General features: G+C 71.8%; 26 protein-coding genes. 17 read left to right on the top strand and 9 right to left on the bottom strand.

Features of this window, described 5'->3' with window-relative positions:
- Nucleotides 1–112 precede the first annotated feature (112 nt).
- The 5 genes from F4559_RS13230 to F4559_RS13210 all read left to right on the top strand — a co-directional run bounded on the left by F4559_RS13230 (nt 113) and on the right by F4559_RS13210 (nt 6,264).
- The gene (locus F4559_RS13230; RefSeq protein ID WP_184668797.1) at nt 113–1,660 is read left to right on the top strand and encodes an MFS transporter; all 1,548 of its coding nucleotides are present in this window, start codon (nt 113–115) and stop codon (nt 1,658–1,660) included.
- 150 nt (nt 1,661–1,810) lie between these two features.
- Nucleotides 1,811–3,295 (top strand): glycosyltransferase family 39 protein, encoded by a 1,485-nt coding sequence (locus tag F4559_RS13225; protein WP_184668795.1) that lies wholly within the window; start codon nt 1,811–1,813, stop codon nt 3,293–3,295.
- A gap of 48 nt (nt 3,296–3,343) precedes the next feature.
- Nucleotides 3,344–4,864: a PQQ-binding-like beta-propeller repeat protein gene (locus F4559_RS13220; protein ID WP_184668793.1), complete on the top strand. Its 1,521-nt coding sequence runs from the start codon at nt 3,344–3,346 to the stop codon at nt 4,862–4,864.
- A 396-nt stretch (nt 4,865–5,260) separates the two neighbouring features.
- Entirely contained in the window at nt 5,261–5,476 is a 216-nt protein-coding gene (locus tag F4559_RS13215) for a hypothetical protein (RefSeq protein WP_184668792.1), read from the top strand.
- 32 nt (nt 5,477–5,508) lie between these two features.
- Nucleotides 5,509–6,264, top strand: a complete 756-nt coding sequence (locus F4559_RS13210) for a hypothetical protein (protein ID WP_184668791.1) — start codon at nt 5,509–5,511, stop codon at nt 6,262–6,264.
- A gap of 60 nt (nt 6,265–6,324) precedes the next feature.
- Here F4559_RS13210 and F4559_RS13205 read toward each other — a convergent pair whose 3' ends face one another.
- Together F4559_RS13205 and F4559_RS13200 are read right to left on the bottom strand one after the other, a co-directional pair.
- Nucleotides 6,325–6,738, bottom strand: coding sequence for a hypothetical protein (locus F4559_RS13205; RefSeq protein WP_184668790.1), 414 nt, complete (start codon nt 6,736–6,738; stop codon nt 6,325–6,327).
- A gap of 57 nt (nt 6,739–6,795) precedes the next feature.
- The gene (locus tag F4559_RS13200) at nt 6,796–8,409 is read right to left on the bottom strand and encodes a cation:proton antiporter (protein WP_221447217.1); all 1,614 of its coding nucleotides are present in this window, start codon (nt 8,407–8,409) and stop codon (nt 6,796–6,798) included.
- 100 nt (nt 8,410–8,509) lie between these two features.
- Between F4559_RS13200 and F4559_RS13195 the strand changes: the two genes are divergently transcribed.
- The 5 genes from F4559_RS13195 (at nt 8,510) to F4559_RS13175 (ending at nt 12,015) form a co-directional block, all read left to right on the top strand.
- Complete coding sequence (locus tag F4559_RS13195) at nt 8,510–9,649, top strand: sensor histidine kinase (RefSeq protein ID WP_184668788.1); 1,140 nt, start codon at nt 8,510–8,512, stop codon at nt 9,647–9,649.
- Entirely contained in the window at nt 9,637–10,758 is a 1,122-nt protein-coding gene (locus F4559_RS36320) for a hypothetical protein (protein WP_184668786.1), read from the top strand. The genes F4559_RS13195 and F4559_RS36320 overlap by 13 nt, the downstream gene beginning before the upstream one ends.
- Complete coding sequence (locus tag F4559_RS36315; RefSeq protein ID WP_184668784.1) at nt 10,755–11,384, top strand: helix-turn-helix transcriptional regulator; 630 nt, start codon at nt 10,755–10,757, stop codon at nt 11,382–11,384. The genes F4559_RS36320 and F4559_RS36315 overlap by 4 nt, the downstream gene beginning before the upstream one ends.
- 162 nt (nt 11,385–11,546) lie before the next feature.
- Nucleotides 11,547–11,774, top strand: coding sequence for a hypothetical protein (locus F4559_RS13180; protein WP_184668782.1), 228 nt, complete (start codon nt 11,547–11,549; stop codon nt 11,772–11,774).
- A gap of 10 nt (nt 11,775–11,784) precedes the next feature.
- Nucleotides 11,785–12,015 carry a hypothetical protein gene (locus tag F4559_RS13175; protein WP_184668780.1) on the top strand — a complete coding sequence of 77 codons (231 nt, stop codon included), beginning with the start codon at nt 11,785–11,787 and terminating at the stop codon, nt 12,013–12,015.
- A 103-nt stretch (nt 12,016–12,118) separates the two neighbouring features.
- Here the strand turns inward: F4559_RS13175 and F4559_RS13170 are convergent, their stop codons facing one another.
- Nucleotides 12,119–12,487 (bottom strand): hypothetical protein, encoded by a 369-nt coding sequence (locus F4559_RS13170; RefSeq protein WP_184668778.1) that lies wholly within the window; start codon nt 12,485–12,487, stop codon nt 12,119–12,121.
- Nucleotides 12,488–12,557: 70 nt separating this feature from the next.
- On the bottom strand, nt 12,558–13,172 hold the full coding sequence (locus F4559_RS13165; protein WP_184668776.1) for a DUF4386 domain-containing protein: 615 nt from the start codon (nt 13,170–13,172) through the stop codon (nt 12,558–12,560).
- 84 nt (nt 13,173–13,256) lie between these two features.
- On the opposite strand from F4559_RS13165, the gene F4559_RS13160 reads away from it, so the two are divergent.
- The 3 genes from F4559_RS13160 to F4559_RS13150 all read left to right on the top strand — a co-directional run bounded on the left by F4559_RS13160 (nt 13,257) and on the right by F4559_RS13150 (nt 17,869).
- Entirely contained in the window at nt 13,257–13,913 is a 657-nt protein-coding gene (locus F4559_RS13160) for a TetR/AcrR family transcriptional regulator (RefSeq protein WP_184668774.1), read from the top strand.
- 231 nt (nt 13,914–14,144) lie between these two features.
- Nucleotides 14,145–15,695, top strand: a complete 1,551-nt coding sequence (locus F4559_RS13155) for a beta-N-acetylhexosaminidase (protein ID WP_184668772.1) — start codon at nt 14,145–14,147, stop codon at nt 15,693–15,695.
- 224 nt (nt 15,696–15,919) lie between these two features.
- Nucleotides 15,920–17,869: an NIDO-like domain-containing protein gene (locus F4559_RS13150; RefSeq protein WP_184668770.1), complete on the top strand. Its 1,950-nt coding sequence runs from the start codon at nt 15,920–15,922 to the stop codon at nt 17,867–17,869.
- Here F4559_RS13150 and F4559_RS13145 read toward each other — a convergent pair whose 3' ends face one another.
- Nucleotides 17,870–18,100 (bottom strand): hypothetical protein, encoded by a 231-nt coding sequence (locus tag F4559_RS13145; protein WP_184676553.1) that lies wholly within the window; start codon nt 18,098–18,100, stop codon nt 17,870–17,872. It abuts the gene before it with no gap.
- 200 nt (nt 18,101–18,300) lie between these two features.
- Between F4559_RS13145 and F4559_RS13140 the strand changes: the two genes are divergently transcribed.
- Nucleotides 18,301–19,419, top strand: a complete 1,119-nt coding sequence (locus tag F4559_RS13140) for a hypothetical protein (protein ID WP_184668768.1) — start codon at nt 18,301–18,303, stop codon at nt 19,417–19,419.
- On the opposite strand, the gene F4559_RS13135 is transcribed toward F4559_RS13140, so the two are convergent.
- A complete protein-coding gene (locus F4559_RS13135; RefSeq protein WP_184668766.1) occupies nt 19,416–19,862 on the bottom strand; it encodes a DoxX family membrane protein in 447 nt (148 codons plus the stop codon). The two genes, F4559_RS13140 and F4559_RS13135, sit on opposite strands and share 4 nt — an antisense overlap.
- Before the next feature lie 283 nt (nt 19,863–20,145).
- Here F4559_RS13135 and F4559_RS13130 point away from each other — a divergent pair, with 283 nt between their 5' ends.
- Nucleotides 20,146–21,180, top strand: coding sequence for a hypothetical protein (locus F4559_RS13130; RefSeq protein ID WP_184668764.1), 1,035 nt, complete (start codon nt 20,146–20,148; stop codon nt 21,178–21,180).
- 23 nt (nt 21,181–21,203) lie between these two features.
- Complete coding sequence (locus tag F4559_RS34345) at nt 21,204–22,793, top strand: GNAT family N-acetyltransferase (RefSeq protein ID WP_221447215.1); 1,590 nt, start codon at nt 21,204–21,206, stop codon at nt 22,791–22,793.
- On the opposite strand, the gene F4559_RS13120 is transcribed toward F4559_RS34345, so the two are convergent.
- Both F4559_RS13120 and F4559_RS13115 read right to left on the bottom strand, forming a co-directional pair.
- Nucleotides 22,735–23,445 (bottom strand): AMP-binding enzyme, encoded by a 711-nt coding sequence (locus F4559_RS13120; protein ID WP_184668762.1) that lies wholly within the window; start codon nt 23,443–23,445, stop codon nt 22,735–22,737. The two genes, F4559_RS34345 and F4559_RS13120, sit on opposite strands and share 59 nt — an antisense overlap.
- 17 nt (nt 23,446–23,462) lie before the next feature.
- Nucleotides 23,463–24,869 carry an aminobutyraldehyde dehydrogenase gene (locus F4559_RS13115; RefSeq protein ID WP_184668760.1) on the bottom strand — a complete coding sequence of 469 codons (1,407 nt, stop codon included), beginning with the start codon at nt 24,867–24,869 and terminating at the stop codon, nt 23,463–23,465.
- An 89-nt stretch (nt 24,870–24,958) separates the two neighbouring features.
- On the opposite strand from F4559_RS13115, the gene F4559_RS13110 reads away from it, so the two are divergent.
- Complete coding sequence (locus tag F4559_RS13110) at nt 24,959–25,450, top strand: 5-methylcytosine restriction system specificity protein McrC (protein WP_184668758.1); 492 nt, start codon at nt 24,959–24,961, stop codon at nt 25,448–25,450.
- On the opposite strand, the gene F4559_RS13105 is transcribed toward F4559_RS13110, so the two are convergent.
- Nucleotides 25,441–25,713, bottom strand: a complete 273-nt coding sequence (locus F4559_RS13105; protein WP_184668756.1) for a hypothetical protein — start codon at nt 25,711–25,713, stop codon at nt 25,441–25,443. The genes F4559_RS13110 and F4559_RS13105 overlap by 10 nt on opposite strands.
- Nucleotides 25,714–25,717 lie beyond the last annotated feature (4 nt).

The raw sequence follows: 25,717 nt of genomic DNA, 5'->3' as shown, positions 1-25,717 counted from the left end.
ATCGTTCCAACGCCCTCAAGGGCAAGAATGTCGTCATTTCCCCGTTCCGCCGCAGGACGTTGGAAGGCATCATTTCGTCGGCTCGTGCACCCGCTGACGAAGAGGCCTTTCGATGACTGTCATCCCTGCTCGTGGACAAGGAATCGCGCTGGCGGCGCTGTGCTTGTCCGCCCTGATGTTCGGCCTGGAGATTTCCAGCGTGCCGGTGATCCTCTCGACCATCGGCGAGGTACTGCACGGCGACTTCACGGATCTGCAATGGACGATGAACGCCTACACGATCGCGTGCACGACCGTCCTGATGGCCTCGGGCGCCTTGGCGGACAGGTTCGGCCGCAAGCGGTTGCTGGTGATCGCGGTCGCCACGTTCGGCGCCACCTCGTTGCTGTGCGGGCTCGCACAGGACGTCACCGTGCTGATCGCGGGCAGGGCACTGCAGGGCATGAGCGGCGGGACGATGCTGATCTGCCAGGTGGCGATCCTCTCGCAGCAGTTCCCGGCCGGTCGACAGCGCACCCGCGCGTTCGGCACCTGGGGAATCGTGTTCGGCACCGGCCTCGGATTCGGGCCGGTCATCGGCGGTGGACTGGTCGCGCTGTCGAATTGGCGTTGGGTCTTCCTCGTGCACACGGTCCTGGCCGCGGTCACCCTGGCCCTGACCATGCGGGGTGTGCGGGAGTCCCGCGACCCGACGGGAAACAGGCTGGACATCGGCGGGATCGTCACGCTGTCCCTCGCCGTGTTCGGGCTGGTCTTCTTCATCACCCAGGGTCCCGGACTGGGTCTGGACAGCGTTCTGACGCTCGGCAGTCTGGTGCTCGCGGCGGCTTTCGGTGTCGCGTTCGTTGTCATCGAGCGGTCCGGTTCACACCCGATGGTCGATTTCTCGGTGTTCCGGATCCGCGCGTTCTCCGGCGCTCTGCTCGGCTCCGCGGCCATGAACTTCAGCTACTGGCCGCTCATGATCTACTTGCCGATCCACCTCCAGCGCGGTCTCGGCTACGGCACCGCGGCGACCGGCGTCTGCCTGTTGGCGTACACGATCCCGACGTTGGCACTTCCGCCGGTCGCGGAGCGGCTCGCGGTGAAGTACCGGCCAGGGGTGATCATCCCCGTGGGCCTGTACCTCATCGGGCTCGGGTTCCTGCTGCTCTACCTGGGAAGCGGCGTGGCCGACGCGAACTGGGTGACGATCCTTCCCGGTTCGGTGCTGGCGGGCGTGGGCCTCGGACTGGCCAACACACCGGTCACCAACACGACCACCGGCTCGGTGCCCGCCGAACGATCGGGCATGGCCTCCGGTATCGACATGAGCGCCCGGATGATCTCGCTGGCGGTCAACATCGCGCTGATGGGACTGATCCTCACCCTGGGCATCTCCGCACGCTTGAACGACCACCCACAGCTCAGCGGAGCGCAGGCACGGGCACTCGCCGAACACGTGGCCAACGGGGCGGACCTTGCCGCGCTGACGCATGCCCTTCCCGCACTGCCCGACCCGGAGTCGACCGAGGCACTCGTGAGATCGGCGTTGACGCACGGGTTCGGCCTGATCACGCTCTACGGAGGCATCGCGGCCTCGGCACTGGCGACCGCCGGCCTCGTCGTCTTCCGCGTTCGTCGGCGCACCCGGGTCAAAGACCGCCACAGTCGCGGGTGACCGCTCGTGGTCCAAGTCCGCCGCGTCTACCGTCCTGCCTCGGCCAAGGATCTCGCCACCGGCAGGACCTTGTCCGGGGTGTCAGCCCTACCCCTGATGTTGGGGCGCGCACCATCGTCCGGAGCGCTGGGGCCGCCTAGGTTTTTCTTCGTGATCTTGAGGGAGATCGGTGGGCGGTTGTCGTGGGGTGTCGTTGCGGTTTCCGCTTCTGTGGTCGCGTTATTGGTCGTGTTCGCCGGTGGGTACGGGTACCACGGCGACGAGTTGTACTTCCTGGCCTGCGGGCGGCGGTTGGCCTGGGGGTATCCGGATCAGCCGCCCTTGACGCCGGCCCTGGCGCGACTCATGGACATCGTCGCGCCGGATTCTCTTGTGGTGCTCCGACTTCCGGCCGCGTTGGCGGCCGGGGCGACGGTGTTGTTCGTGGGACTCATCGCCCGTGAGATGGGCGGACGGGCCCGAGCCCAGGTCATCGCCGCCCTGGGGGCCGCCGTGTCCGGGCCGGTGTTGGTTCCCGGGCACATGTTGCACACCACGACGATCGACATCTGCTTGTCCGCGGCGTTGGCCTGGCTCGCGGTGCGTGTGGTGCGGACCGGGGATCGGCGGTTGTTGCTCGTCGCCGGGCTGGTGCTCGGGGTCGGACTGCTGAACAAGTACCAGATCGGGCTGGTGGCGGTCGGGCTGGTGCTCGGGCTGTTGGTGGTCGGGCCCCGGGAAGTGCTGCGCGGACCGTGGTTGGCGGGTGGGGTGCTGGTGGCTCTGCTCGTGTGGTCGCCGAACCTGGTCTGGCAGTTCACCCACGGCTGGCCGCAGTGGCGGATGGCCGGGGTCCTCAGCGACAACGGGGGCAACGGGGCCCGGTTGGCGTTCCTGCCGATGCAGTTGGTCTACGTCAGCCCTTTCCTCGTGCCGTTGTGGGTGGCCGGGCTCGTCCGGTTGTCGCGCTCGGTCGACGCGCGGCCCTTCAGGTTCCTGGCTGTGGGTTGGGTGCTGTTGGTCGTCGTGTTCGTGGCGGCGGCGGGGTCGCCGCTCTACCTGTTCGGCGCCTACCCGGGGTTGCTCGCGGCCGGCGGGGTGGCTTTCGACGGGTGGTTGGAGCGGGGGCTTCGGGCCCGGAAGGTCGCCGTGGGGGTGTCGTTGGTGGGGTCCGCGGCGTTCGTGGTGCCGTTGGCGCTTCCCCTGGTTCCGGTGGACAAGTTGTCGGTCGTCCCCGTTCTGCGCTTCAACGGTCTCGCGGCGGAGCAGTTCGGGTGGCCGGAGTTGGCTCGGACGATCTCGGAGGTTCGCCGGGGAGTGCCCGACGACACCGTGGTCGTGACCGAGAACTTCGGCGAGGCCGGGGCGTTGGAGCGGTACGGGGTCGGTCGTCCTCCGGTCTACAGCGGGTACCGGGGGTACGGGGAGTGGGGACATCCGCCCGATGGCGTGACCACCGCGTTGCTGGTCCGGCCCGGCAGGTCCCCTGGTCCGCCGGAGTGGGCGCGGGACGCTTGTCGGGGGCTTCGCCAGGTCGCGGTGACGGGCAACGACCGGGGTGTCGCCAACAAGGAGTGGGGCGGACAGGTGTGGTTGTGCGAAGGGCTCGCGGAGCCGTGGAGCGAACTATGGCCACGTATTCGTCACCTGAAGTAAAGGAACGGGCGGGCGCCCTGGGGCGTCGACTTCTCGGGGGTGATGGCTGTGGTCCGTGTCGTCCTGGCGGTCGTGGCTCTGGGCTGTGCCGTGGTGTCCGTGTCGTTTCCGTGGTCCGACGTTCCCCGTGCCGATCCGTTGTGGGCCGTGGTCGGGGTCGGGCTTGTCGTGGTCGCGGCCTTGACCCTGTTCGCCCGTGGGCGGGTGGTGGCGTTGATCGTCTCGGTCGTCGCCTTGGGGTTCGCGGGGTGGGTTCTGGTCGGCGACCTGTCGTCCGGTGTCTCCGGGGCGGGCTCGGCGGTGTTGGCGGTCGGGGCACTGGCCTGTGTCGCGGGTGCCTTGTCCGGGTGGTGGGGTGTGCCGGTCCTGGCGGTCGTCCTTGCCGTTGTCGCGCCGTTCGCGGTGTCGACGGTCGACTCGGCGACGGTCGATCGTGCGGACGTCGGGGCGGTGGTCGCGCGTCCGGCCGGGGTGCTTTGGCGCTGGACGGCCGGGGCTCCGGTCACCGGCGCGGTCGTCGCCGGGCCCGGGATCGTGGTGGGCACGGCGACCGGCGAGGTCGTTTCCCTCACGGCCGGAGGCGGGACGACCTGGCGTTACGCCCGGCCCGGGACGTCGAACGTCTCGTTGCGCACCACGCCCGACCGCACGCTGGTGGTGGCCGCGTTCGAGGGTGACGGACCGTTTCTGCGCAAGCAGGATCTCTGGGTGTTGCTCGACGCGTCGACCGGCGAGGTGGTGCGGGAGTGGGCCGGGCGCAAGGCGGCACCGACCACGCCGCGCCCGACCGACCGCGTCCTGGTGGAGTGGGAGGGCGTCGACCGGGCCGAGGGCGGGCAGGACTTCCGGATCACCGCGGTCGACCTGCGCGGCGGGCAGGAGTTGTGGACGTGGCGCGCGCCGGAAGGGTGTCGGGCGCCGCTGCCGGTGGTGGACGGCGCGGCCGACACGGTCCTCGCGATCCTGGCGTGCGGTGACGACTGGGGGCTGGTCGGGCTCGCGGACCGGGACGGTTCCGAGCGGTGGCGTGCCCTCTCCCCCGTGCCGAAGGGCGAGTCGCAGGACTTCGTCACCGACGTCGGCACGGACGGCCGACTCGTCGCCGTCACGTCCAACTTCATCACCGGCACCCTGATCCGCGCCCACGACGGACATCGGGTCGCCACCGACCTGTCGTCCGAGTACCGGTTCTGGGCCGGTACGGGTCCGCTCGCCGTCGGAGTGGTCCGGGACCGGGACGACAAGATCCGGTCGGTCGCGGTCGTCGACCCCGGCACGGGTGCGGTGACACCGGTCGCCGAGGTGCCGTGCCCGCGTCAGCGGACCATGGCCACCACGGCGACCACCTTCCTTCGCCTGTGCGACACGGAGGACGGCGCCGAGCTGGTCTGGCAGGACCTCGACGGCACCGGCACCGGGCGCTCGCCGGTGCCGGACTGGGCCAGGCCCTCGTCGCGCTCGCTCGGCGACTTCCGGTCGGCGTTCTGGTCGGAGGGAATCCTGCCCGCGCCGGGGTTCGTCGCCCTGGTGCGGCTGGGCGAGACCGGGGTGGTCGGCTTCGCGGGCTGACCCGCCAACGGGTCACCAGACGGCGGACGCCGGGGAGCCGGACGGCCCGGATGACCATGTCCTGCACCCGGATGTGGAGTGCCCGCGCGCCCAGCGCGGCCTGTGCGAACGCGGCGGGCACGGTGACCTTCGGCTGTCCGTCGGCCTTGACCAGCACCGACGTGAAGACGCCGAGGTCCCTGCAGGCCGAGGCTTTCCGGCGCGTCGTAGCCCGCGCCGAGCGGGTTGACCAGGTAGCCCCCGCCGCGACGGACCGCCTTCGACCACGAGCACGTCCCAGCCCTCTCGGCCCAGTGTCGGCGCGCTCGCCAAGCCGGCGATGCCCGCGCCCACGACGCGATCCCGTCGACGACCGTCCGGGCCTCGGTCGGTCTGCTCGCCGCCCGACCGGACCCGGTGGACCGCGTCCGCGCCGTCCTGGGCGAGCGGACGGCCGGGCTCGACGCCGTCGCGCGGGCCGTCGCCGACTACCTGGCCGCCGCACGCGGGCTCGGCCGGGTGGCGCCGACCACCGACCCCGAGGCGCCGGCGCTCGTCGGCGTGCCCACCGCGCCGAACGACCGCGAGCGCCTGCGCCGGACGATCGCCGCGCTGGTTCCGCCGAACAGGTGACAGAGATCCACAGCCGGACTTAGGGTGCGCGCGTGACCAGTGCACCCACCCCGTCCGACGACTGGCGACGGCAGCTCACCCGGGCGTTCGGCATCCTGCTCGACCGGCCCCTCTCCGAGTACCCGGCGGACGCGTCCTACGGGGCCTTCCTGGACGGCAACCACATCGACGAGTTCGACTACAACCGCGCACCGGAATGGGTGCGGCCGGCCGTGCTCGACGGCACGGAGCCCCTGGAGCTGGAAATCGCCCTGTACGACGTGGACCGCCCGATCCTGTTCGACGGCGCGAAGTCGGTCTTCGAGTTCGACGGGGCGGACGAGGCGCACCCGGCGTTCGCCGCCGACCTGGCCGAGGTGGCGGTCGGCGAGAACCTGGTGCGCGGGGCCGACCTCGCGGTGCTCGTGGCGCGGCACGGCGTCGACCTCGCCGACGAGGCGTGGTCAGGGCGCTGGTACGTCACCCTCCCGAAGTTCTTCTCGGATGGCACGCTGTACGACGCGATGCGGGTCGCACTGTCGCTCGGCGAGGAGCCGGGCGGCACGCTGTCCGTCGACGTCGAACCCGACGACGCGTGGGCCGCGGAACTGAAGTCGGTCGAGGACCCCGCGCTGCGCGCGCACGTCTCGTTCTTCTGCGCCAAGGGCACGAACGGCATGACGTTCTTCCCGGACTACACGACCGACGGCCTGCTGACCGAGGACGGCGGCGAGGTGATCGGGTACTGGGAGGAGGCCCAGTGCCAGGTGGAGGTCACCGTCGTCCGGTTGAGCGGAGTGCTCGCCTAGCGTCGAAGTCGCCTCGTGCCGGCGCCTTCAGCGCCGGCACGAGTCGGGCAACACGGGGCTCTACGCCTCGTTGGGCTTGTAGCAGTCCTTGAAGCCCGCGGGCTTGGGGTCGTTGCCCGCGAACGCCTTCACGACGTCGGGCTGCTTGAGGTTCTCCGGGTAGCCGGGCCAGTCGGGTTCCTGGCCGTTGACGTGCAGTTCGTCCAGCCAGTAGCCGGACTGGCCGGAGATCTTCTCGAACTCCAGGTCGCAGCCCTTGACCCGGACCGTCACTTCCAGGACCTTCTGCGACGACTTGACCGTGCGCTTGCCGACCTTCTTGCTCGTCTTCTCCGACTCGCTGCGTGCCGGGCCGACGTTCGTGAAGCCCGCGGCCTTCAGTTCGTCGACGAACTTGGACTCGTTGCTCGCGCAGGCCGTCAGGGAGACCGCGCACGCCACGGCGAGCAGCGCGGACATGACCTTCGTGTTCATGGCGCACAGCAAACACGCCGCGCCGAAGCGCCCGTGGGGCAGGTGGCCAACCGTTACTCAACCGTTCGGGCCACCGCGCAGTTCGAGGGTGAGCTGGGCGGCGTCCAGTGTGCGCAGGGCGTTGGACAGGGTGTCCGCGTCGAACACGCCGTCGTCGCGGGCGTCGAGCAGGGCGTCGCGTTGTGCCTTCACGATCGCCAGTTTGTGTTGTTTGACCGACATGTCCGACGAACGCGAAATGCCGTGGGCGGTTTCCTGGAGCAACGCCAGGATCTGCCGGCGTTCGTCGTCCTGTTCGGACCCGTCCTCGGCCCGGTTCCGGAACAGGATCTTCACCAGCGGTCCGACGGTGCCGCCCTGCACGAGCAACGACAGCGTGGCCACGGCGAACGCCACGAACACCAGCAGCGGACGGTGCGGCGCGTCCTCGGGCAGCGTCTGGGCCGCCGCCACGGTCACGGCGCCACGCATGCCCGCCCACACCACGACCACGCCTTCCCGCAACCCCAGCGGGTGGTCCAGCAGGTAGTCGATGTCGGCCAGCGAGCGGCGGACCCGGGTGGCCAGGCGACGCGCCCGGCGTTCGGACGGCCGACGCCCGCGCAACGGGGTCAGGTCGCCCGCGTCCAGGCGTTCGCCCATCTTCGCGATGTGGGGTTGGCGCTCGCGCCAGCGCGACGCCCGGCGGCGCAGCCCCCACAGCAGCGGCGCCACGTAGCCGGCGCGGACGAGCAGCGTCACGGCCAGGGCGCCCGCCGCGATCCCGACGGCCTCCCCCACCCCGGTGCGCATGCCGCCGAGGACGGTCGACAACTGCAACCCCATGCCGAGGAAGACCACGCCTTCGAGGACCAGTTCGACCATCGCCCAGTTCTGGGCGTCCGACATGCGGTGCGACGGCGGCAGCACGCGCGGACCGCGATACCCGGTGACCAGGCCCGCGACCACCGCCGCGACCAGGCCCGAACTGCCGAGCAGCTCCGCCGGGACGGCGGCCACGAACGGCACGGTGAACGACAGGATCGTGTTCACGGTCGCGTCCTCGACCCGGCGTCGGACCGCCAGGTTCACGCGGCCGACCACGGCCCCCACGACCACGGCCACGGCGATGGCGTAGGCGAACGTGCCCAGCGTGCCCCAGAACGAGAAGGCCGCCGCCGTGGCCACGATCGCGGTGCGCAGCAGCACCAGGGCCGTGGCGTCGTTGAGCAGGCTTTCGCCGTCGAGGATCACCACGGCCCGGCGTGGCACGGACGTGCCCTTGATGATCGACGTCGCCACGGCGTCCGTGGGGCTGACGATCGCGCCCAGCGCCACGCCCCACACGAAACCCAGGTCCGGGATCAGCCACGCGAACAGCAGACCCAGGACCACGGCGCTGCCCACCACCAGCAGCACCGACAGGCCGCCGATCACGCCGAACTCGCGGCGGAAGTTCATGGCGGGCATGGACACCGCCGAGGCGTAGAGCAGCGGCGGCAGGAGTCCCTGGAGGATCCACTCCGCTTCGACCTCGACGTCGTCGATGCCCGGCGTCACGGCCAGGGCCAGGCCCACCAGGACCAGCACGAGCGGCGCGGCCACGCCCAGCTTCGGGGCGAGCACGGCCGCGGCGGCGATGACGACCAGGCCCAGGACGGTCACGGCGACGATCTCCAGCACGCCTTCCATGCTGGGACACCGGCCTTGATACCGCCGTGCGCAGAAGTGCGGTGTCCCCCGGCACCGGTCGGTCCGATGATGGCGGTCCCCGGACGAAAGGCTGTGACGGGTGCGCACGCGGTGGCTCGAGTCGGCGTCGGCCGAGGTGGCGCCGTCGGCGGTGGTGGACTTCAGCGTGCGGCGGGCCGCCGGCGGGTTGTTCGCGGCGGCCGGGGTGCAGGCGGCGGTGTGCGTCGCGGTGACGTGGTCGGCCTACCCGTCGTGGTTCCGGTTCGGTGTCCTGCCGGTGGTCGCCGCGGTGTTCGCGCTCGGGTGTGCACGGCTGGTGACCGATCGGACACCGTCGTCGTGGGTGGCCCGGTTGTGCGGGCTCGGCGCCGGGTTCAGCGTGGCCGCCTCGGTCGGCGTCGCGGGGGTCGACACCGGCGGCACGAACGTGGCCGAGCCGCTGGTCGGGTTGGGGGTGTTCGGCGCCGGACTGGCGTCCGCGCGGACGGCGGCCGTCGTGCTCATCGCGGCGCACCGGTCCGGCCTGGCCCTGGCCGGGACGGGCGGCCTCGGCGAGCAGCTCGGGCTGGGGTTGCTGGAGGTCGCGTCGTTCACCGCCGCGGTGGTCGGCGGCGGCCGACTCCGGCGGTGGGCCGCCACGTACGACGGGCCGGCCGCCGCACTGGCCGCGGCCGTCCGTCAGGACGCGGAGTGGGAACGGGTCGACGTGGCGCGGCGTGAGCACGCCCGCCTCTCGCACGACGAGCCGCTGTTCACGATCCGGTTGATCGCCGAGGGCGTGGTCGTCGATTCGCCGGGGACGCGGGCGCGGTGCCGGCGGGAGGCGGCGATCCTGCGCGGCCGGCTGCCGACGGTCGCGGAGCCGGACCTGACCCGCGATCTCGCGGTGAAGGCCGAGCAGGTGCGGGGTCTGGGGCTGGAGGTGGTGGTGGACCACGAAGGCGTGCCGGTGCCGCTGCGCGCGGACGTGACGTCAGCGGTCGTGGGCGCGACCGGTGCCGCGCTGCGCAACGTCGTGCGGCACGGCGGTGTGGCCGTCGCGGGGGTCCGCGTCACGTGGTCGCCCGGCGGCGTCCGGGTCGTGATCACCGATCGGGGCCGGGGGTTCGACTCGACGCGGCCCGGCGGGTTCGGCGTGCCGGAGGCGATCGGGCGGCGCATGCGCCAGGTCGGCGGCACGGCGACCGTCCACAGCGTGCCGGGCCGGGGCACCGAGGTGACGGTGGCGTGGCCGGGGTGAACCGGTGGAGCCGGGCGCGGGCCGCCGAGCGGTTCGCCGGTCTGGGTCCGCTGCTGTGGCCGTCGTTGCCGTGGGGGCTCGCGGTGATGGCGCTCGCGAACCTGGCGCAGTTGCTCGCGCACTGGTCGTCCTACCGGAACGGTCCCGTGGTGGTGGCGGTCCTGGTCGGGCTCGCCGGGGCGACGGCGCTGGTGTGGTTCAGGTCCCGCACGGGCCTGGGGCCGGTCGCGGCCGGGGTCGGCGTGCTGGCCGGGCCGCTCGCGTGTGTCGTGATCGCGACGCAGCTCCCCGCCGACCAGCTCACCGGGTTGGCCAACTGGGTCTCGGGGTTCGCGGTCGCGCCCGTCCTGCTGCTGCCGTTCAGCCGTCCGGTGGAGGAGGTCGTCGCGGCGCTCGCGGCCCTGGTCGTGGTGCAGGCCGTGGTGCTCGAAGGCGTGACCGGCACGCCTCGACAACTGCACGCCGTCGTGCTGTCCGGTGGCGCGGCGGCGGCGATCGGGGCCGGGACGGCACTGCTGGTCGGCGTGATGCGCGCGACCGTGCGGGCCGGACGGGATCTCGCCGTGCGGGCGCGGGAAGCCGAATGGGAACGGATCGCGCGGACCGCGGCCGTCGGGCGGCAGGACGTGGTCGTGGGCGCGGTCGAAGCCGCGAGCGCACGGCTGCTGGACGACATCGGGCACGGTCGACGCGATCCCGCGTCGCCGGACGTCGTGGCCGAGTGCGCCCGGCTCGCCGCCGCGCTCGCGCCGGACCTGCTGCACCGCAGCCGCCTGCCGCTGCTGGAGGTCCAGTTGGAACCGGCGGTCGCCGACACGGGCGCCGTACTGGTCGTGCACGACGACGAGGACCTGGTGCGGCGCTTGGCGATCACCGACCGGACCCTGCTGGTCCGGGCACTCGACGACGTGCTGTCGGCGTGCGCGGCGGTGGAGGTCACCGTGCTGCCGGTGGACGGTCGGGCGCACGTGATGCTGGCCGTGACCGGTGCCGGGCCGGACACCCCGGGGTGGCACGACCTGGTGGACCGCTTCGGCGGCTCGACCACCCCGACCGGATCGGGGCTGTTCCACGACTTCTACGCGCCACTGACCGGGAGGGCACCGTGACGACCGTCGGCGTGGTCGACGACGACCCCATCTTCCGCGACGGCGTCGGCACGTGGCTCGCCGCGCACACCGAGGACGTCGTGGTGGTCGGCGTCGCCGACTCGGTCGCCGCGTTGCGCACCCTGCTCGTCGAGCCGCCGGACGTCGTCGTGCTGGACGTGGTGCTCGGCGGCTCGCTGCTCGTCGACAACCTGGCGGCGTTGGAGGGATGGGGCCCGCTGGTCGTGGTGGCGTCGGAGGACGGCCGTTCGCCGGAGATGCGGCGTCGGGCGCTGGCCGGAGGCGCGCGGACGTTCGTGGGCAAGACCGCCGGCTACGCGCCGCTGCGCACGGCGATCGACCACGTCGTGGCGACCGGATGGTACACGCCGCCGGAGTTGGCGCGGTTCCTCTACAGCGAGCCCGCGCGGGCCGCGTTGAGCACGCGCCAGGCCGAGGCGTTGCGGCTGTACGCGGGCAACCTGGCGTTGGCCGACATCGCCAAGCGGATGGGGATCAGCAAGGACACGGTGAAGACGTACCTGCGCCAGATCCGCGAGCGGTACCGCGACCTGGGGCGGGCCGCGTCGACCCGCGCGGAACTCGGCGCGCGTGCGCAGGAGGACGGTTACGACGGACGGTGGTAGGCGGCATCACCCCGAGGGGGTGGTGGAAAACCACGTCGCGGGGTGCTTATCGCCGAGGCCGATGCGGACGAGACTGGGTCGTGCGATGCCGGACGCCTGGTGGGACGGGTGGCATCGCATCCCACCGCCACATCGGACTCCGCATTCCCGAAAGGCGATCCCATGGCGCATTCCATCGTGGTCAACCGCGTGCTCAAGCCCGTGCGCGAGGCGGCCGGCGAACTGATCGGCGAGGCGATCGCGGACGCGGCCGGCGCGACCGGCCGTCGGCGCGAGCGCATCGTGACCACCACCCGCAGGGTCGTGAACGTCGGCGGGGCCCTCGCCACCTCGGTGGCGATGGCCGACGCCGTCGGCGCGTCCGACGCCCTCGACTCGTTCGACGACTGAGGAGGCCGTCGTGGTCTTCGACTTCCTGGCCGAGCTGCTCTCGGGATTGGCCGACGGCACGCCCGACGTGCCCGACACGTCCGGCACGGCGCACCCCGTGCACTTCGGCGAGGGCCGCTGGGACGGCGGCACGGACCGGTGGGGCAACGAGGTCGTCCAGTCCAGCACCGGTGACCCGTACTACCCGAGCGGTCCGAACGCGGGACAACCGGTCGACCCCAAGGACGTCACGTGGCACTAGGCCCCCGGGGCGCGGCCCTGGTGTGCCTGGTGACGGGCGTGGTGGCGATGTCGGCGGCGGCGCTGCTGCTGCCGGCACTGCCCGGCGTCCCTCCACTGTGGACTTACTGGAGCGGGACGCTGGGCGACGCCGTGCTGCCGCTCGTGGTGTACGGCGTGGTCCACGCCCGGCGTCGGCTCGGCGATCCGCCGCTGTCGGTGCCGGGCGCGGTCGCGGGCGGCTTCGCGGGCGCGGTGGTGCAGGCGTCCTGGTTGGCCGATCCGCGACCGCGGCTGAACTGGCTGCTGACCGCGCCGCACACGTTCTCCGTCGCCGGCTGGTACCACGCGGCGTACGTGGTCGCGGTGTCGGCGTTCCTGGCCGGGGCGACCGTGCCGGTGGTGCGGCGGCTGACCGGCGGCGAGCTGGCGTCGACCGGTGGTGGGGCGGCGGTGTTCGTGGCGACGGTGGTGGCGGATTCGGCGCCGAGCATCGGCACGTCGTCGTCGCGGACGACGGTCGTGGCCGTGGTCGTCGCCTTGCTCGTCGTTCTCGGCCTGGCGTCAGGACGGCACTTCGACCCGAGGCGTGACGAGGAGGATGACGGCGAACCACAGCAGCCAGGCGCTCCACAGGACGTACCCGACGAAGTTGACCTTGTCCAGGCCGACGACACCGCCGAGGATGCCGGCCGCCGACACCAGCGCGAGGGCGGTCGACCACCGGCCGGGGCGCAGTCTTCGGACGATCAGGACGGTCCACAGCGCGGTGAGCAGGTAGCCGCCGGTCTCGCCGACCGCCCCGCCCAGGATGCGGTTGAGCTGCTCGAACAGGTGCACGTCGGCCGGGTCGTCCGGGGACAGGCCGGTGGCGATCAGGGGCCAGCGCAGCAGGCCGACGACCTGCACGACGGCCGCCGCGCAGCCGACGACCAGGGCTTCGCGCGCACCGCCGGCCAGGCGGGCGGTGAGGACCGCGACCGGGGCGAGCAGGGCCGCGCTCAGGGCGAGCAGGGCGAATTGCCAGGCGATCGCGGGGTTCGCCCGGAACGCCCGCAGGGCTTCGGCGCTGTCGTGGCCGAGCACGTCGGGGTAGTCGAACGACGCGCCGAGCAGCACGAACGCGGCGTTGGCCGCCACGACGGCGGTGACGGCGACCAGGGCGGTGGGGACGCGCACGGGCGGACCTCCTGAACTTTGTACGATGTACAGAGTCTGTACTCTGTACAGTGATCGGGTCAATCCCTCGTCGAGGAGGACGGCATGGTCAAGCCGGGACCGAAGCGGACGCTGTCCGAGGAGGCGATCGTCGCGGCGGCACTGGAACTGCTGGACGACCGCGGCGCCGAGGCGGTGTCGGTGCGCGGCATCGCGTCCCGCGTCGGCGTCGCGCCCAACGCGATCTACACGTACTTCCCGGACAAGGCCGCCGTGCTGCGCGCGGTCGTGGACCGGTTGATCGGCGAGGAGGGACCCGCCCTGCTCACCGGCGACGCGCCGTGGCGCGACCGGCTGCGCGACCTCGCGTTGCGCCTGCGCGCCGACCTGCTGCGCCACCCCGGCGCGGCGGCGCTGGTGGCGGGTGCGCCGATGGACGGTCAGCGCGCGCTGGAACTGGGCGAACGACTGCTCGACGTGCTCGCCGAGGCCGGTCTGGAACCCGACGACGCGGCCCGCGCCTCGTACGCGTTGATCGTCTACATCCTCGGCGCGATCGCCCTGGAGGCCGCCGAACTCGACCCGACCCGGCCGGCGCCGCCGGAAGCCGAGCGGATCGCCGCGCGACGTGCCGCGTTCGGCGCCGTGCCCGCCGACGCCTACCCGCGCACCGCGCGGGCCGCCGACGTGATCGCCGGGTACGTCTCCACCGACCAGTTCGTGTGGGGGCTGGACCGTTTCGTCACGGGACTCGTGGGCTGACACCGAAGCGACGTGCCTGCGCCATCCGGCCGTATCCGGCCGGAATCGTCCGGAGGTGCGCGTTGCGGCGTTGGTCGGACTTTTCGCGGGCTTTTCGGGAGCCGGACGGTCTCGGATGGCGAACGGACGCGGCCGAAGGGGCGGCGGACGGACGGTTCACACCCGTTGACGGGAATCGGGCAAACCCACGACGGTGATGCGGTCGGCCGCCCTGCCCCGAGGAGGAACCAGGTGAAAGTCCGGCATCGGGTGGCGAGCGTGCTCGTCGCCCTCGTGGTCGTCGGCGGTGCCCCCGTCGGCTCCGCGTCCGCCACGCCGCTCCCACGCCTCGTGCCCGAACCTGTCTCCGTCCAGGTGAAATCGGGCGGTTACACCCTCTCCGCGTCCACGAAGATCCACACCTCCCCCGGCGCGCGCGGCGTCGGCGAGTACCTGGCCGGGATCCTGCGTCCGTCGACGGGTTATCGGCTGCCCGTGACGTCCGCGCCGCACGGCGGGATCTCCCTGGTCCTCGGCGGCGTGCCGAAGGCCGTCGGCGACCAGGGCTACCAGCTCACCGTCACGAGGTCCGGCGTCACGGTGCGGGCCGCGTCGACCACCGGGTTGTTCTCCGGCGTGCAGACGCTGCGCCAACTGCTGCCGCCCGCGGTCGAGAAACGCGACCGGCAGCACGTGCGGTGGACCGTCCCGGGCGTCACGATCACCGACCACCCCCGGTTCGCGCACCGGGGCGCGATGCTCGACGTGGCGCGGCACTTCCACCCGGTCGCGGCCGTGAAGCGGTACGTCGACCAGCTCGCGCTGTACAAGATCAATTACCTGCACCTGCACCTGACCGACGACCAGGGCTGGCGGTTCCAGGTCGACTCGTGGCCCCGGTTGACCACCCACGGCGGCAGCACGCAGGTCGGCGGCGGGCCCGGCGGGTACTACACCAAGGCGCAGTACCGCGAGATCGTGGCGTACGCGGCGGCGCGGAAGATCACCGTCATCCCCGAGGTCGACCTGCCCGGTCACACGAACGCCGCGCTGTCGTCGTACGCCGAGCTGAACTGCGACGGCGTCGCGCCGCCGTTGCGCACGGACATCGAGGTCGGATACAGCTCGTTGTGCGTGTCGAAGGACGTCACGTACAGGTTCGTCGAGGACGTGATCCGCGAGCTGGCCGCGTCGACGCCGGGCGAGTACCTGCACATCGGCGGCGACGAGGCGCAGGCGACCACGGACGAGGACTACCAGACGTTCATGTCCAAGGTGCTGCCCCTGGTCGGCAAGTACGGCAAGAAGGTCCTGGGCTGGCACGAGTTCGTCAAGACGACCACCGACACCTCGGCCGTGCCGCAGTACTGGGGCCGGTCGACGTCGAACGCGGTGGTGCAGGACGCCGCGGCGCGTGGGCACCGGGTGTTGATGTCGCCCGCGAACAAGACCTACCTGGACATGAAGTACGACCCGACCACCCCGATCGGCCTGAAGTGGGCGGGGTACATCGAGGTCAAGGACGCCTACGAGTGGAATCCCGGTGCGCACCTGACCGGGGTGCCGGAGTCGTCGGTGCTGGGCGTCGAGGCGCCGTTGTGGACCGAGACGATCGAGACGTCCGCGCACATCGACTACATGGCGTTCCCGCGCTTGGCGGCCATCGCCGAACTGGCCTGGTCGCCGTGGTCGACGCACGACTGGGAGGGCTTCCGCACCCGCCTGGCCGCGCAGGGCGAGCGGTGGACCGCGCTGGGCATCGACTTCTACCGGTCGCCGCAGATCGCCTGGCCGACGAAGTGAGCGCGTGGTGGTCGCCCGGCCCGCGTCGGGCGACCACCCGTCATCGTGGACCGCTTCGAACATCGGACAGGTGAGCGACCCTCCGGTCAGGGAGCGTCGGCCGCAACGGTGCATCGGCGTGGCGCAGTAAGGCATCCAGCCGGGCAGCCCAACTTCCTTGTGGGCGGCTCCCGGGTCCGCCACGGTGGAGCGGTCGATCCTCCCTCCACCGCCTGGGGTGTGCGATGCGTCGGGTCCTCGTCGTCCTGCTCCTCGTCCTTGCCGCACTGACCGCGCCGGACGCCTCGGCCGTCGAGGAGGGGTACACGGTCGCCACCGCCTCTTCGTCCTATGTGGAAGGCGACACGGCCTTCGACCTCAAGGGCGACAACGTCAAGCACTACATCTCCCTGCCGTTCCCCGTCATGTACTACGGCAAGGTGGTCCGGATGGCCGACATCGTCGATGACGGCTACCTGGCGTTCGGCCACACGCCGGACGTCCTGGGACCGGACTCCGGACCGCTGCCGTCCACCAACGCGCCCAACGGTGCCGTCTACGCGTTCTGGGACGACCTGGTCATCGACGACGCCGCGGCGATCCGGACCAAGGTGGACGGTGTCGAGCCCGCCCGTCGATTCGTGGTCGAGTGGCACAACGTCCGGCTCAAGGCCGACGGCAGTCGGTTGAGCGCGGAGATCGTCCTGCACGAGGGCGGCCAGATCGTGTTGCAGTACAAGGGAATCGGGAGTCCCACCGAGGCCGGCGCGCGGGCCGTGGTCGGCATCGAGGACTGGTCCGGCTCGTCGGCGGTCGTCTGGTCGAACCGGCAGCCGAAGCTGTCCGACGCCACCGCCGTCCGGTTCCGCAAGCCGGGGATGATGGTGGCACGCGGCGTGCTGCGCAACGCCAACGACCGCACCCCCGTCTCGCTCGCCGATCTCAAGACCGTGGTCAACGGGCGGACCGTCACGATGTACACGATCTGGGACGGCGAGTACTGGTTCGAGGTGTCGACGCGCGGCGCGGTGATCGAGGTGACCTCCGCGGACTATCCCGCCACGAGCTTCGAGGTGCCGGCGGGCGCGGACAACACCGTCGCGGCGCGGGACATCCTGTTGCCGGCGCCCGCCCTCGTCGTGGAATCCCCACCGGTGGAGATCACGGTCCCCGCCGGGCAACGGCGGACCGCCACCGTCACCATCCGCAACAACGGCGCACTGCCGGGCACGTGGGACGCGGTGCGGGAGATCGAGGGCGGTGCGACCGCGCCCCAGCCGGACCGGCCGGGCGCGATCCTCAGGTCGTGGAACCCGGTCGCCTCGGGCGTCCCGCACGGCTACGGCATCGCCGAACTCGGCGGCGACGTGTGGATCTCCAGTCGGGCGGACAGGACGCTGTCCCGCCTGACGCCCGACGGCGTGCTGCTGGACACCCGGCCCACGGCCGACGCGATCGGCGACCTGGCCGTGATCCGCGACCAGGGTCTGCTCTGCTACGTCGTCGGCGGTCCGGCGATCAGGTGCATCCGACCGGCGACCGGCGAGGTCGCGTACACGGTCGCGGGCTCCGGCTGGAGCGCCACCACCGACGGCCTCGCCTACCTGGCGCGGACGGACATGTTCTTCGTGTCGAACGCCCGGACGATCGTCCAGGTCAAGGGCTCGTCGCACGCCGACGCGGGCACCGTGGTGCGCCAGTGCGGATTGAGCAGGTACGACCAGAGCCTCGGCATCGCCGGGATCGGCCACGTCGACACGGGGTCGGCCGACGGCCTGGTCTGGATCTACCCGGTCTCGATCGGGTACGGGCGGGTCGCCCACCTGTCCCTGGTGGCGCCGGCCGGGTGCGGCGGCCGGGACCTGCTGCCCGACCCGCAGCCGGGCGGGTACACGGGCGCGGGGTTGGAGACCGACCCGGCGGGCAACCTGTGGGTGTTCTCCAACGGGCCGTACGAGGGTCCCCGGGTACCGAAGGTCTCCTACATCCAGTCGGCGACGCCGACGTACGCCGAACTGCCGTGGCTGGCCGGCGGGGCGCCGGTCGTGGTCGGTCCCGGGCAGTCGCGCGCGGTGGAGGTCACCGTCGACGCGACGTCCCTGCGGCCCGGCACGTACCGGGCCACGCTGGAACTGCCCACGACCGCGCCCAAGCGGCCGAAGCTCGGCATCCGGGTCCAGGTCACCGTCGGGTGATCACTCGGCGGGGTGGTCGCTCTTGTCGGCGCTCTTCTCGGCGGCGTTCTCGAACTGCTCGTCGATGGCCATGGCCATGACGGGGTGGACCGCCTTGACGCGGGCGACGACCGCGGCGACGTCCTCGGTGCCGGGCGCGGGCCTCGCGTCCGTCCGACCGGCGGCACGGGCCGCCTCGATGGAGGCGTTGAGCAGGAGCAGGCTGGTCTGTTCCGCGATGGAAGTGATCATTGGGCTACCTCGCCGATCTGTGGTCCCACGCGCTTCGTCCCCTGCTGTTCGGCGCCGGTCGCGCGGACTTGCGCCGTTTTCCCGGCAATCCTTTGTGGATCTTTTCCGCCGCGCGGCACGGTCGCCGTGGACCGCTTGGCGGGACCGGCGACCCGGGCCCATCGCTACGGTCGGTCACGTCGACCAGTCAGGAGATCCCCATGCGGTGGCTGTCCGTGTCCACGGCGTTGATCGCACTCGTCGGGCTCGCCCCGTCGGCCGGGGCCGATGTCGGGTTCGAGGAACTCCGGCCGGCCCTCGGCGAGGTGGTCCTGGTGACGGCGATCAACGAGGCCGGGCAGACGGTCGGCTCCGAGTGGGCCCCGGGCTGGTACCGGGGCAGCGCGATGAGGTGGGAGGGCACCGTTCCCGGGTCGATGGGAAGCGGCAACGCCCTCGGCATCGACGAACGCGGCGCGGCCGTGATCGTGTACGGCAACAAGCAGGGCGGCGCGGAGTTCACCTACATCGACGTGTGGGCGGACGGCGTCCGGACCAGGCGCACTCCGCCCCCAAGCAACGGGTACGGCCCCATGACGGTCCGCGACCTCGGCGGCGGTGCCCTCCCGATCGGGTACGACAACCCCAAGGACCCGACGGCGTCGTACCACCCTGACCAGGCGGCGGTGTGGCGCGACGGCACGTACTCCGACATCACGTTCGGCGAGAAGGGCACCGTCCGACACCGGGCGGTCAACGGGATCGGGACGACCGCGGGTGCCCTCGACCCGAAAGGCGGTGTCCCGTACGCGTTCCGCTGCGCCGCGGTCGGGTGCACCCGACTGCCCGCCGCCGGGGCGGGCGGGTATTACGACGTGAAAGCGATCAACGACGCGGACGTGGTCGTCGGTGATTGGAGGGCGACAAGCCAGGTGACCCACGTGGTCGTGTGGACCGGTGACCGGGCCGTCGTCCTGCCCGGCGAGGGGGCCGGCGCCGCGGACAACGTCCGGGCGCTCAACGAGAACGGCGACGTCGTCGGTTGGCGGACCGAGAACGGGGTGCGCAGGGCGACGCTGTGGCGCGGCGGGCGCCTGGTCGACCTCGGCGCGTCGGGCGCGAGCGAGGCGGTGGCCGTGAACGACCGGGGAGACGTCGTCGGCTGGCACACCGTGGAAGGCGCACCGCATCCGTTCCACTGGCGTGCCGGCACGCTCAGCGGTCTGCCGACACCCGAGAACGTCCCCGCGAAGCCCAAAGCGCTGAACAACGCGGGGATCGCGGTCGGTTCCACGCTGGTCGCACGATCCGGCCGCTCGTTCCGGTGGACGATTCCCTAGTGCCGCGCGGTTCTCCCCCAGCCGACGACCGCCAGCGCCGCGCACACGAGCACGACGTTCTTGAGCACGAACTCGCCGGTCGTGGTCAGCAGCAGCACGTTGCCGTCCGACATGGCCAGGGCGGGTGCCTCGACGAACACCAGGAAGGTGCCCACGAGGTGCGCCGCTGCGGCGGCCGGTGCCAGGCGGCGGGGTCTGCCGACGACGAGCGCGATGCCGAGCACGATCTCGACCCAGCCCAGGGCGGGCAGCAGCCAGTCGCCGTGCACCCAGGGCAGGGTCGCTTGGACGAGGTCCGCGACCGGCGACCGGCCGACCACTTTGAGCACGCCGAACCACAGGTAGACCAGCCCGAGCGACAGGCGCAGACACGGTAAGGCCAGCCGCGCCAACAGGGTCTCGGCGCGATCGAGCACGCCGACGTGACCGGGAGTGTTGGTCATCGTGATCTCCTGGACTACTCGGGCGGCCGACCGGTAAACGCGGGTCAGCCTAGCCAGTGGAAGATCTTTGGTCTAGACCACTACTGGATCGTGGTGATCAGACGGAACGCGTGCACCGGTCGGCCGTCGCCGGGTACGGCACAAGCCGCAAAACCGGGGTGCGCGCCGCGTCGGGTCGCCGGGTCGGCCCGCGACCGGTCGTGTGGATCATCGTGTGCGGTGCGCGCTCGCGGTGCTTCGATCTCACGCGGAGTCACTGCCGGAGAGAGGGCGAGGAGAGCGGATGAACACGTACAGACGGATGGGTGCGGTGGTGGTCGCGGCGCTGGCCGCGACCGTCTTCGGCACCGGATCGGCACAGGCGGCCACGACCATCACGGTGCTCGCCGGGTTGCCCGGCTCGACGACCACGTCGGCGTCCGCGATCAACGCGGCCGGGGTCGTGGTGGGGACCTCGGGGCACACCGGCGGGTCGCGAGCGGTCAAGTGGAGCACCACCGGGGTCGTCACCGATCTCGGCGGGCCGGCCGACGCGTTGTACATCGGCGCCTCGGCGGTCAACCGGTACGGCGTCGCGGCCGGGTCCGCGACGGGGACCGACGGGAAGCCCCGGCCGGTCCGGTTCGGCACCGACGGCACGCACACGGTGCTCGGGACGTTGCCCGGCTACGACAAGGGCGCATTCGCGACGGGCGTCGACGACAACGGGGTGGTGGTCGGACAGGCCTCGGGTCGGTCGTACTACAACCGGCTGGCCGTGCGCTGGGACGCGAACGGAGTGCCCACCGCGTTGCCGCTGCCGCCGGGCTACACCGCGAGTTCGATCGGCGCGATCTCGCCGAACGGCATCGTAACCGGGATGGTGTACGCGTACAACACGCCGCTGCGCGCGGTGCGCTGGAACCGGGACGGCACGACCACCGTCCTGCCCACGCTGCCCGGCGGCGGTGGCACCACCGCCGCGTCGGTGAACCGCTATGGCGACGTGGTCGGCACGGCGATCGCCGCGGACGGAAACCAGCACGCGGTCCGGTGGAACCGCGACGGGACGTCGACCGACCTGCACGATGGATCGCCGCACCGCGGCTACGCCGTGGCGATCAACGACAGCGGCGTCACGGTCGGCGGACTGCTGACCGCCGACGGCGCGACCAGGCCGATCCGGTGGAGTGCGAACGGCACCGCGCTCGACCTCGGCGTCCCGGCCGGTGTCACGTCCGCGATCCCGTCGGGCATCAACGGCGCGGGCGTGATCGTGGGCTCGACCGGGGACGACTCGTCCTACACCCACCAGGCCGTCAAATGGACGAACTCCTGACCCCACTGTGAGAACCTGGCCCGGTGACGACCGTCAGGGCCGGGCGGCCGGACGAGGCCGAGGCGTTGAGTGCCCTCATCCTGCGCTCCAAAGCCCATTGGGGTTACGACCGGGCGCACCTCGACGCTTGTCGTGAAGTGCTCAGGCTCCGGGCGGACGAGGTCACCGCGCGTCGGACACTGGTCGCCGAGCGCGGCGGAACGGTCGTCGGAGTGGCCACAGTGGACGGTGAGCCGCCGCACGGCACCATCGGTCTGCTGTTCGTCGAGCCGGACGCGATCGGCTCCGGGGTGGGGCGTCTGCTGTACCGGCACGTGCTGGACGAGGCCGCGCGGGTCGGATTCGACGAGGTGACGATCGAGTCCGACCCGCACGCCGTCGGGTTCTACGCGGCCATGGGCGCGTGGCAGGACGGCCGCCGGCTCGTGGCGTACCCCGAACCGGCGTGGTCAACCGCCTGGAACGCGGGCGCACCGATGGTGCGCGTGGGCAACGTCGCCGAGTTCAACGGGCAGTTCGGCGCACGGTCCCGGGGACCCGACCACTACTCGTGCCTGGTCGCGTTCTGCGGTCGGCGGCCCGCGGCGATCGTCCTTCCCCAGCCGGTCGACGAGTGGTGGGTCCGGCACGTCGAAACGGTGCTGGGGTGGGAAAACCTGAGGGTGTCGACCGCCCTGTCCGAGGCTCCGGCGGGACGGCCGGTGCCCTGGGGCCTGACGGCCGCGTTCGCGTCGACCCAGGTCTTGGCGACGGTCAGGCGCTACGAGTCCAAGCGCAACGCCCACGAGCTGTTCCGCGCGTTGGCCCGACCCGGGATCGTGGTCCCCGCCCAGCGGCCGATGGGGTCGCGTCGTGCGCTGGCCCGGGAGCTGGCCGCCGGCGGCCGGGTCGTGCTCAAGCGCGAGTACGGGGTCGGCGGGTCCGGCACCCTGGTCGTGTCGGCCGGCACCGGGGGTCTGCGGCGCTGGGCGGGCAGTCTCGTGGAGGAATACGTCGACGCCGTCGACAACCCCACGTTCGACGCGGTCGTCGACGCCGACGGGCGGGTCCACCCGGTGGGCGTAGGGGTGATGGAGGTCGTGGGGACGGGCTACCGCGGCGTCACGGTCGGTCCCGGTCTGCTGCCCGACCACCTGGTCGCCGCGGCCACCGCGTTCGGCCTCGACGTCGGGCGGGTGTTGGCCGCCGAGGGGTACCGGGGCTGGTACGACGTCGACTTCGTGACCGCCCGGGACGGCCGGTTGGCGCCGGTCGAGATCAACATCCGCCTCACCGGACCCGCCGCGGCGTTCAACCTCCGGGACGTCCTCGACCGACGGCCCCTCGTACGGACCGTGGACTGGATGCCGTTGGGGGCGCGGCTCCCCCCGGCCGCGCTGCGGGACCACGTCGCGAGGTTCCCGGGCAACGTGGTCGTCACCATCCCCACGGCCGCGTTCGACCCGGCGCCCTACCTCGGGGTGGCGATCTCCGGGCGCACCCGGCGCGAACTCGACGACACCGAGGCGGCCGTCCGCGCGGCCAACGCGGACCTCGGCGCGATGTTCGCGGACCTCACTCCCGCGTCACGAAGAGGACCACGATGGCGGCGGCGATCATCAGGGACACGTTGAACCCGTAGACCAGGACGGCCTGGGTCGCCCAGTCGTTCTTCGCCGCCAGCCGGTAGAAGTTGTCCTGCGGCCACCACGCCGCCAGCAGCCAGACCACCGACAGGTGGGCGGCCGTGGTCAGCCCCGGCCGGTGTGGATCCGACAACCGTTCGCGGCCCAGGAACAGCACGGCGATGCCCAGGCCGAACGCCAGGCTCTCGGCCACGTACAGGCCGGTGAACAGCCCGGCCCACGGCTGGGGCACCAGGGACAGGTCGGTGGAGCCCGGCCAGAACCGGTCCGTCAGCACGAACGCGGCCACCCCGAAGACCAGGGTCAACGCCGGGAAGGCCACCGACACGGGTTCGTCCGACGGGCCCTTGGTGCCCCTGGACCGGGCGGGCACGACCGGGAGCGGCAGTCCGTCGCGGTCGACCGCCCCCTCCCGCGTGCGGGGCAGGGAGTCGACCGGGATGACGGATTGGGGCACGCGTGAGGGGCGCACACGTGCGCCGGACAGGAACGCCTTGATCTCGGACGGGTGCACACGGCCGGTGGTCACGACGTAGGCGACCAGCGTGTCCTTGCGGTGGCCGGTCCGGATCTTCGTGACGGCGCACTGGCTCACCTTCGGGTGGCGGCGCAGTTCCGATTCGACGTCCTCGTAGCCCATGCGCCCTTCCCCTGCGGTCAGTGCCGGTGCATGACGTGCTTGACCCTTGTGTACTCCTCGAGCGCGTACTGCGAGAGGTCTTTGCCGAAGCCGGACCGCTTGAACCCGCCGTGCGGCAGTTCGCCGGCGAGCACGAGGTGCGTGTTGATCCAGACCGTGCCGGCGTCGATGCGGGACGCCAGTCGCAGGGCCCGGCCGTGGTCGGTGGTCCACACACTCGCGGCCAGGCCGTGGTCGACGTCGCACGCCTTGCGCAGCGCGTCGGCCTCGTCGGTGAACGGCTGCACGGTCAGCAGCGGTGCGAAGTTCTCCTGCCGCACCACCGGATCGTCCTGGCGCACACCCGTGACGACGGTCGGCGCGATGAAGTAGCCCCGCTCCCTCACCACCTCGCCGCCGACGGCCACGTGGGCGTGATCGGGAAGCCCGCCGATCAAAGCGCGGACCCGCGCGAACTGGTCCGCGTTGTTGAGCGGACCATAGTCGGCCGCCGGGTCGGAAGGCGGTCCCGTGCGGGTCTTGTGGGCACGGTCGACCAGGCGCGCGGCGAACTCCTCGTACACGCGGCTCTCGACCAGGATCCGGGACGCGGCCGTGCAGTCCTGACCGGCGTTGAAGAAGCCGGCGGCGGCGATGTCCGTCGCGGCGGCGTCGAGATCGGCGTCGGCGAAGACGAGCACGGGCGCGTTGCCGCCGAGTTCGAGGTGGGTCCGGGCGACGCGCTCGGCGGCCGTGCGCGCCACCTCGATCCCGGCCCTGGTGGAGCCCGTGATCGAGACCGACGCGGCGGCGGGGTGGGCGACGACGGCCCGACCGGTGTCCCGGTCGCCGCAGACGACGTTGACCACGCCCGGCGGCAGGAACTCGGCGGCCAGCGAGCCGAACAGGGCGGCCGTGACGGGCGTGGTCTCGGCGGGTTTGAGGACGAGCGTGTTGCCCGCGGCCACGGCGGGGGCGATCTTCCAGACGGCCATGAGCAGCGGGTAGTTCCAGGGCACGACCTGGCCCACGACGCCCACGGGTTCGCGGCGCACGTACGAGGTATGGCCGGGGAGGTACTCGGTGGCGGCGATGCCGGGCAGCAGGCGGGCGGCGCCGGCGAAGAAGCGCAGGACGTCGACCGCCGCCAGGACCTCTTCGGTCCTGGTGACGGCGAGGGGTTTGCCGGTGTTGCGGCATTCGGCTTCGAGGAACTCCTCGGCTCGGCGTTCCAGCTCGTCGGCGCAGCGCAGGAGTGCGGTCTGCCGCTCCTTGGGGGTGGTGTCGCGCCAGGTCTCGAAGGCTTCCACGGCTGAACGGTAGGCGGCGTCCACTTCGTCCACTGTGGACAGTGGAGCGGTGCCGAACGCCTCGCCGGTGCAGGGGTCCACGAGTGTCGTGGTCGCTTCACCGACGGCCGTTGTGCCGTCGACGACGTTGTACACGGGTCCTCCTCCGGTCTGACGTCTCGAAGCATGTCACGGCAGCCATACCCGGTCGTGACGTCGTCACACGATCAGGCGATGATTACTAGGTGCTGGCAACGGACGACACAGGCGCGGTGCTGGACGCGGAATTCGAGATCGAGCAGGACGGGGACTCGTCCGTATGCGAGGACTTCGTGACGGTCGCGCTGACCGAGGCGTGGCGGTCCCGCCCCGGCCGCACCCGGCCCAAGCCCCCGACGTTGCTCGACGCCGAACGCGGCATCGCCATGGCACCCGACGTGGTGCACCTGGTCGACGAGATTCCCCGGATCGTCGTCGATGCCAAGTACAAGCTCGCGACCGGGACCGGTCGCTACCCCAATGCGGACCACTACCAGGCACTCGCCTATGCCACCGCGCTCGAGGTCGCCCACACCTGGCTCGTCTACGCAGGCACGGCCGAGTTGGCGCGGACGCACCACGTGCTGAACTCACCGGTCACGATCACGACGTACGCGCTGGACCTGGACGTCGAACCTCCCGAACTCCTCGCCCAGGTGCAGCGGCTGGCCGACTCCGCCTGGGACGCTCAGCCCTGACCCAGCGAACGGCGGATCTCGTCGAGCTTCGCGCGCGCCGCCTTGTCCCGCTCCTCCCGCTGCTCGTCCAACGACCGGGCCTCCGGGTTGCCGATGCCGGCCAGTTCGACGGAGCCCTGGGCCGTCGCCGAGCGTTGCTCGATGCGGTCGCGGACGTAGTCGAAGTTCGGCACGCCGTCGGTCGTGTAGTCGGGCGTGAAGGCGGGTTGCTCGACGATCTCCGCGTCGATCACGTTCGGGTCGTGGTTTTCGGGCGTGGTCATTGCC

Source organism: Saccharothrix violaceirubra, assembly GCF_014203755.1.
GTDB classification, from domain to species: domain Bacteria; phylum Actinomycetota; class Actinomycetes; order Mycobacteriales; family Pseudonocardiaceae; genus Actinosynnema; species Actinosynnema violaceirubrum.
This window is presented reverse-complemented; position numbering and strand designations above follow the sequence as displayed.

Coding starts and splice junctions, on each gene's coding strand:
- F4559_RS13230 (WP_184668797.1), top strand. CDS start 113: ATGACTGTCATCCCTGCTCGTGGACAAGGAATCGCGCTGGCGGCGCTG.
- F4559_RS13160 (WP_184668774.1), top strand. CDS start 13,257: ATGGTCAAGCCGGGACCGAAGCGGACGCTGTCCGAGGAGGCGATCGTC.
- F4559_RS13200 (WP_221447217.1), bottom strand. CDS start 8,409: ATGGAAGGCGTGCTGGAGATCGTCGCCGTGACCGTCCTGGGCCTGGTC.
- F4559_RS13120 (WP_184668762.1), bottom strand. CDS start 23,445: ATGGGCTACGAGGACGTCGAATCGGAACTGCGCCGCCACCCGAAGGTG.
- F4559_RS13180 (WP_184668782.1), top strand. CDS start 11,547: ATGGCGCATTCCATCGTGGTCAACCGCGTGCTCAAGCCCGTGCGCGAG.
- F4559_RS13150 (WP_184668770.1), top strand. CDS start 15,920: ATGCGTCGGGTCCTCGTCGTCCTGCTCCTCGTCCTTGCCGCACTGACC.
- F4559_RS13170 (WP_184668778.1), bottom strand. CDS start 12,487: ATGCTCGGCGCCGAATCCGCCACCACCGTCGCCACGAACACCGCCGCC.
- F4559_RS13205 (WP_184668790.1), bottom strand. CDS start 6,738: ATGAACACGAAGGTCATGTCCGCGCTGCTCGCCGTGGCGTGCGCGGTC.
- F4559_RS13105 (WP_184668756.1), bottom strand. CDS start 25,713: ATGACCACGCCCGAAAACCACGACCCGAACGTGATCGACGCGGAGATC.
- F4559_RS13130 (WP_184668764.1), top strand. CDS start 20,146: ATGAACACGTACAGACGGATGGGTGCGGTGGTGGTCGCGGCGCTGGCC.
- F4559_RS13145 (WP_184676553.1), bottom strand. CDS start 18,100: ATGATCACTTCCATCGCGGAACAGACCAGCCTGCTCCTGCTCAACGCC.
- F4559_RS13140 (WP_184668768.1), top strand. CDS start 18,301: ATGCGGTGGCTGTCCGTGTCCACGGCGTTGATCGCACTCGTCGGGCTC.
- F4559_RS13135 (WP_184668766.1), bottom strand. CDS start 19,862: ATGACCAACACTCCCGGTCACGTCGGCGTGCTCGATCGCGCCGAGACC.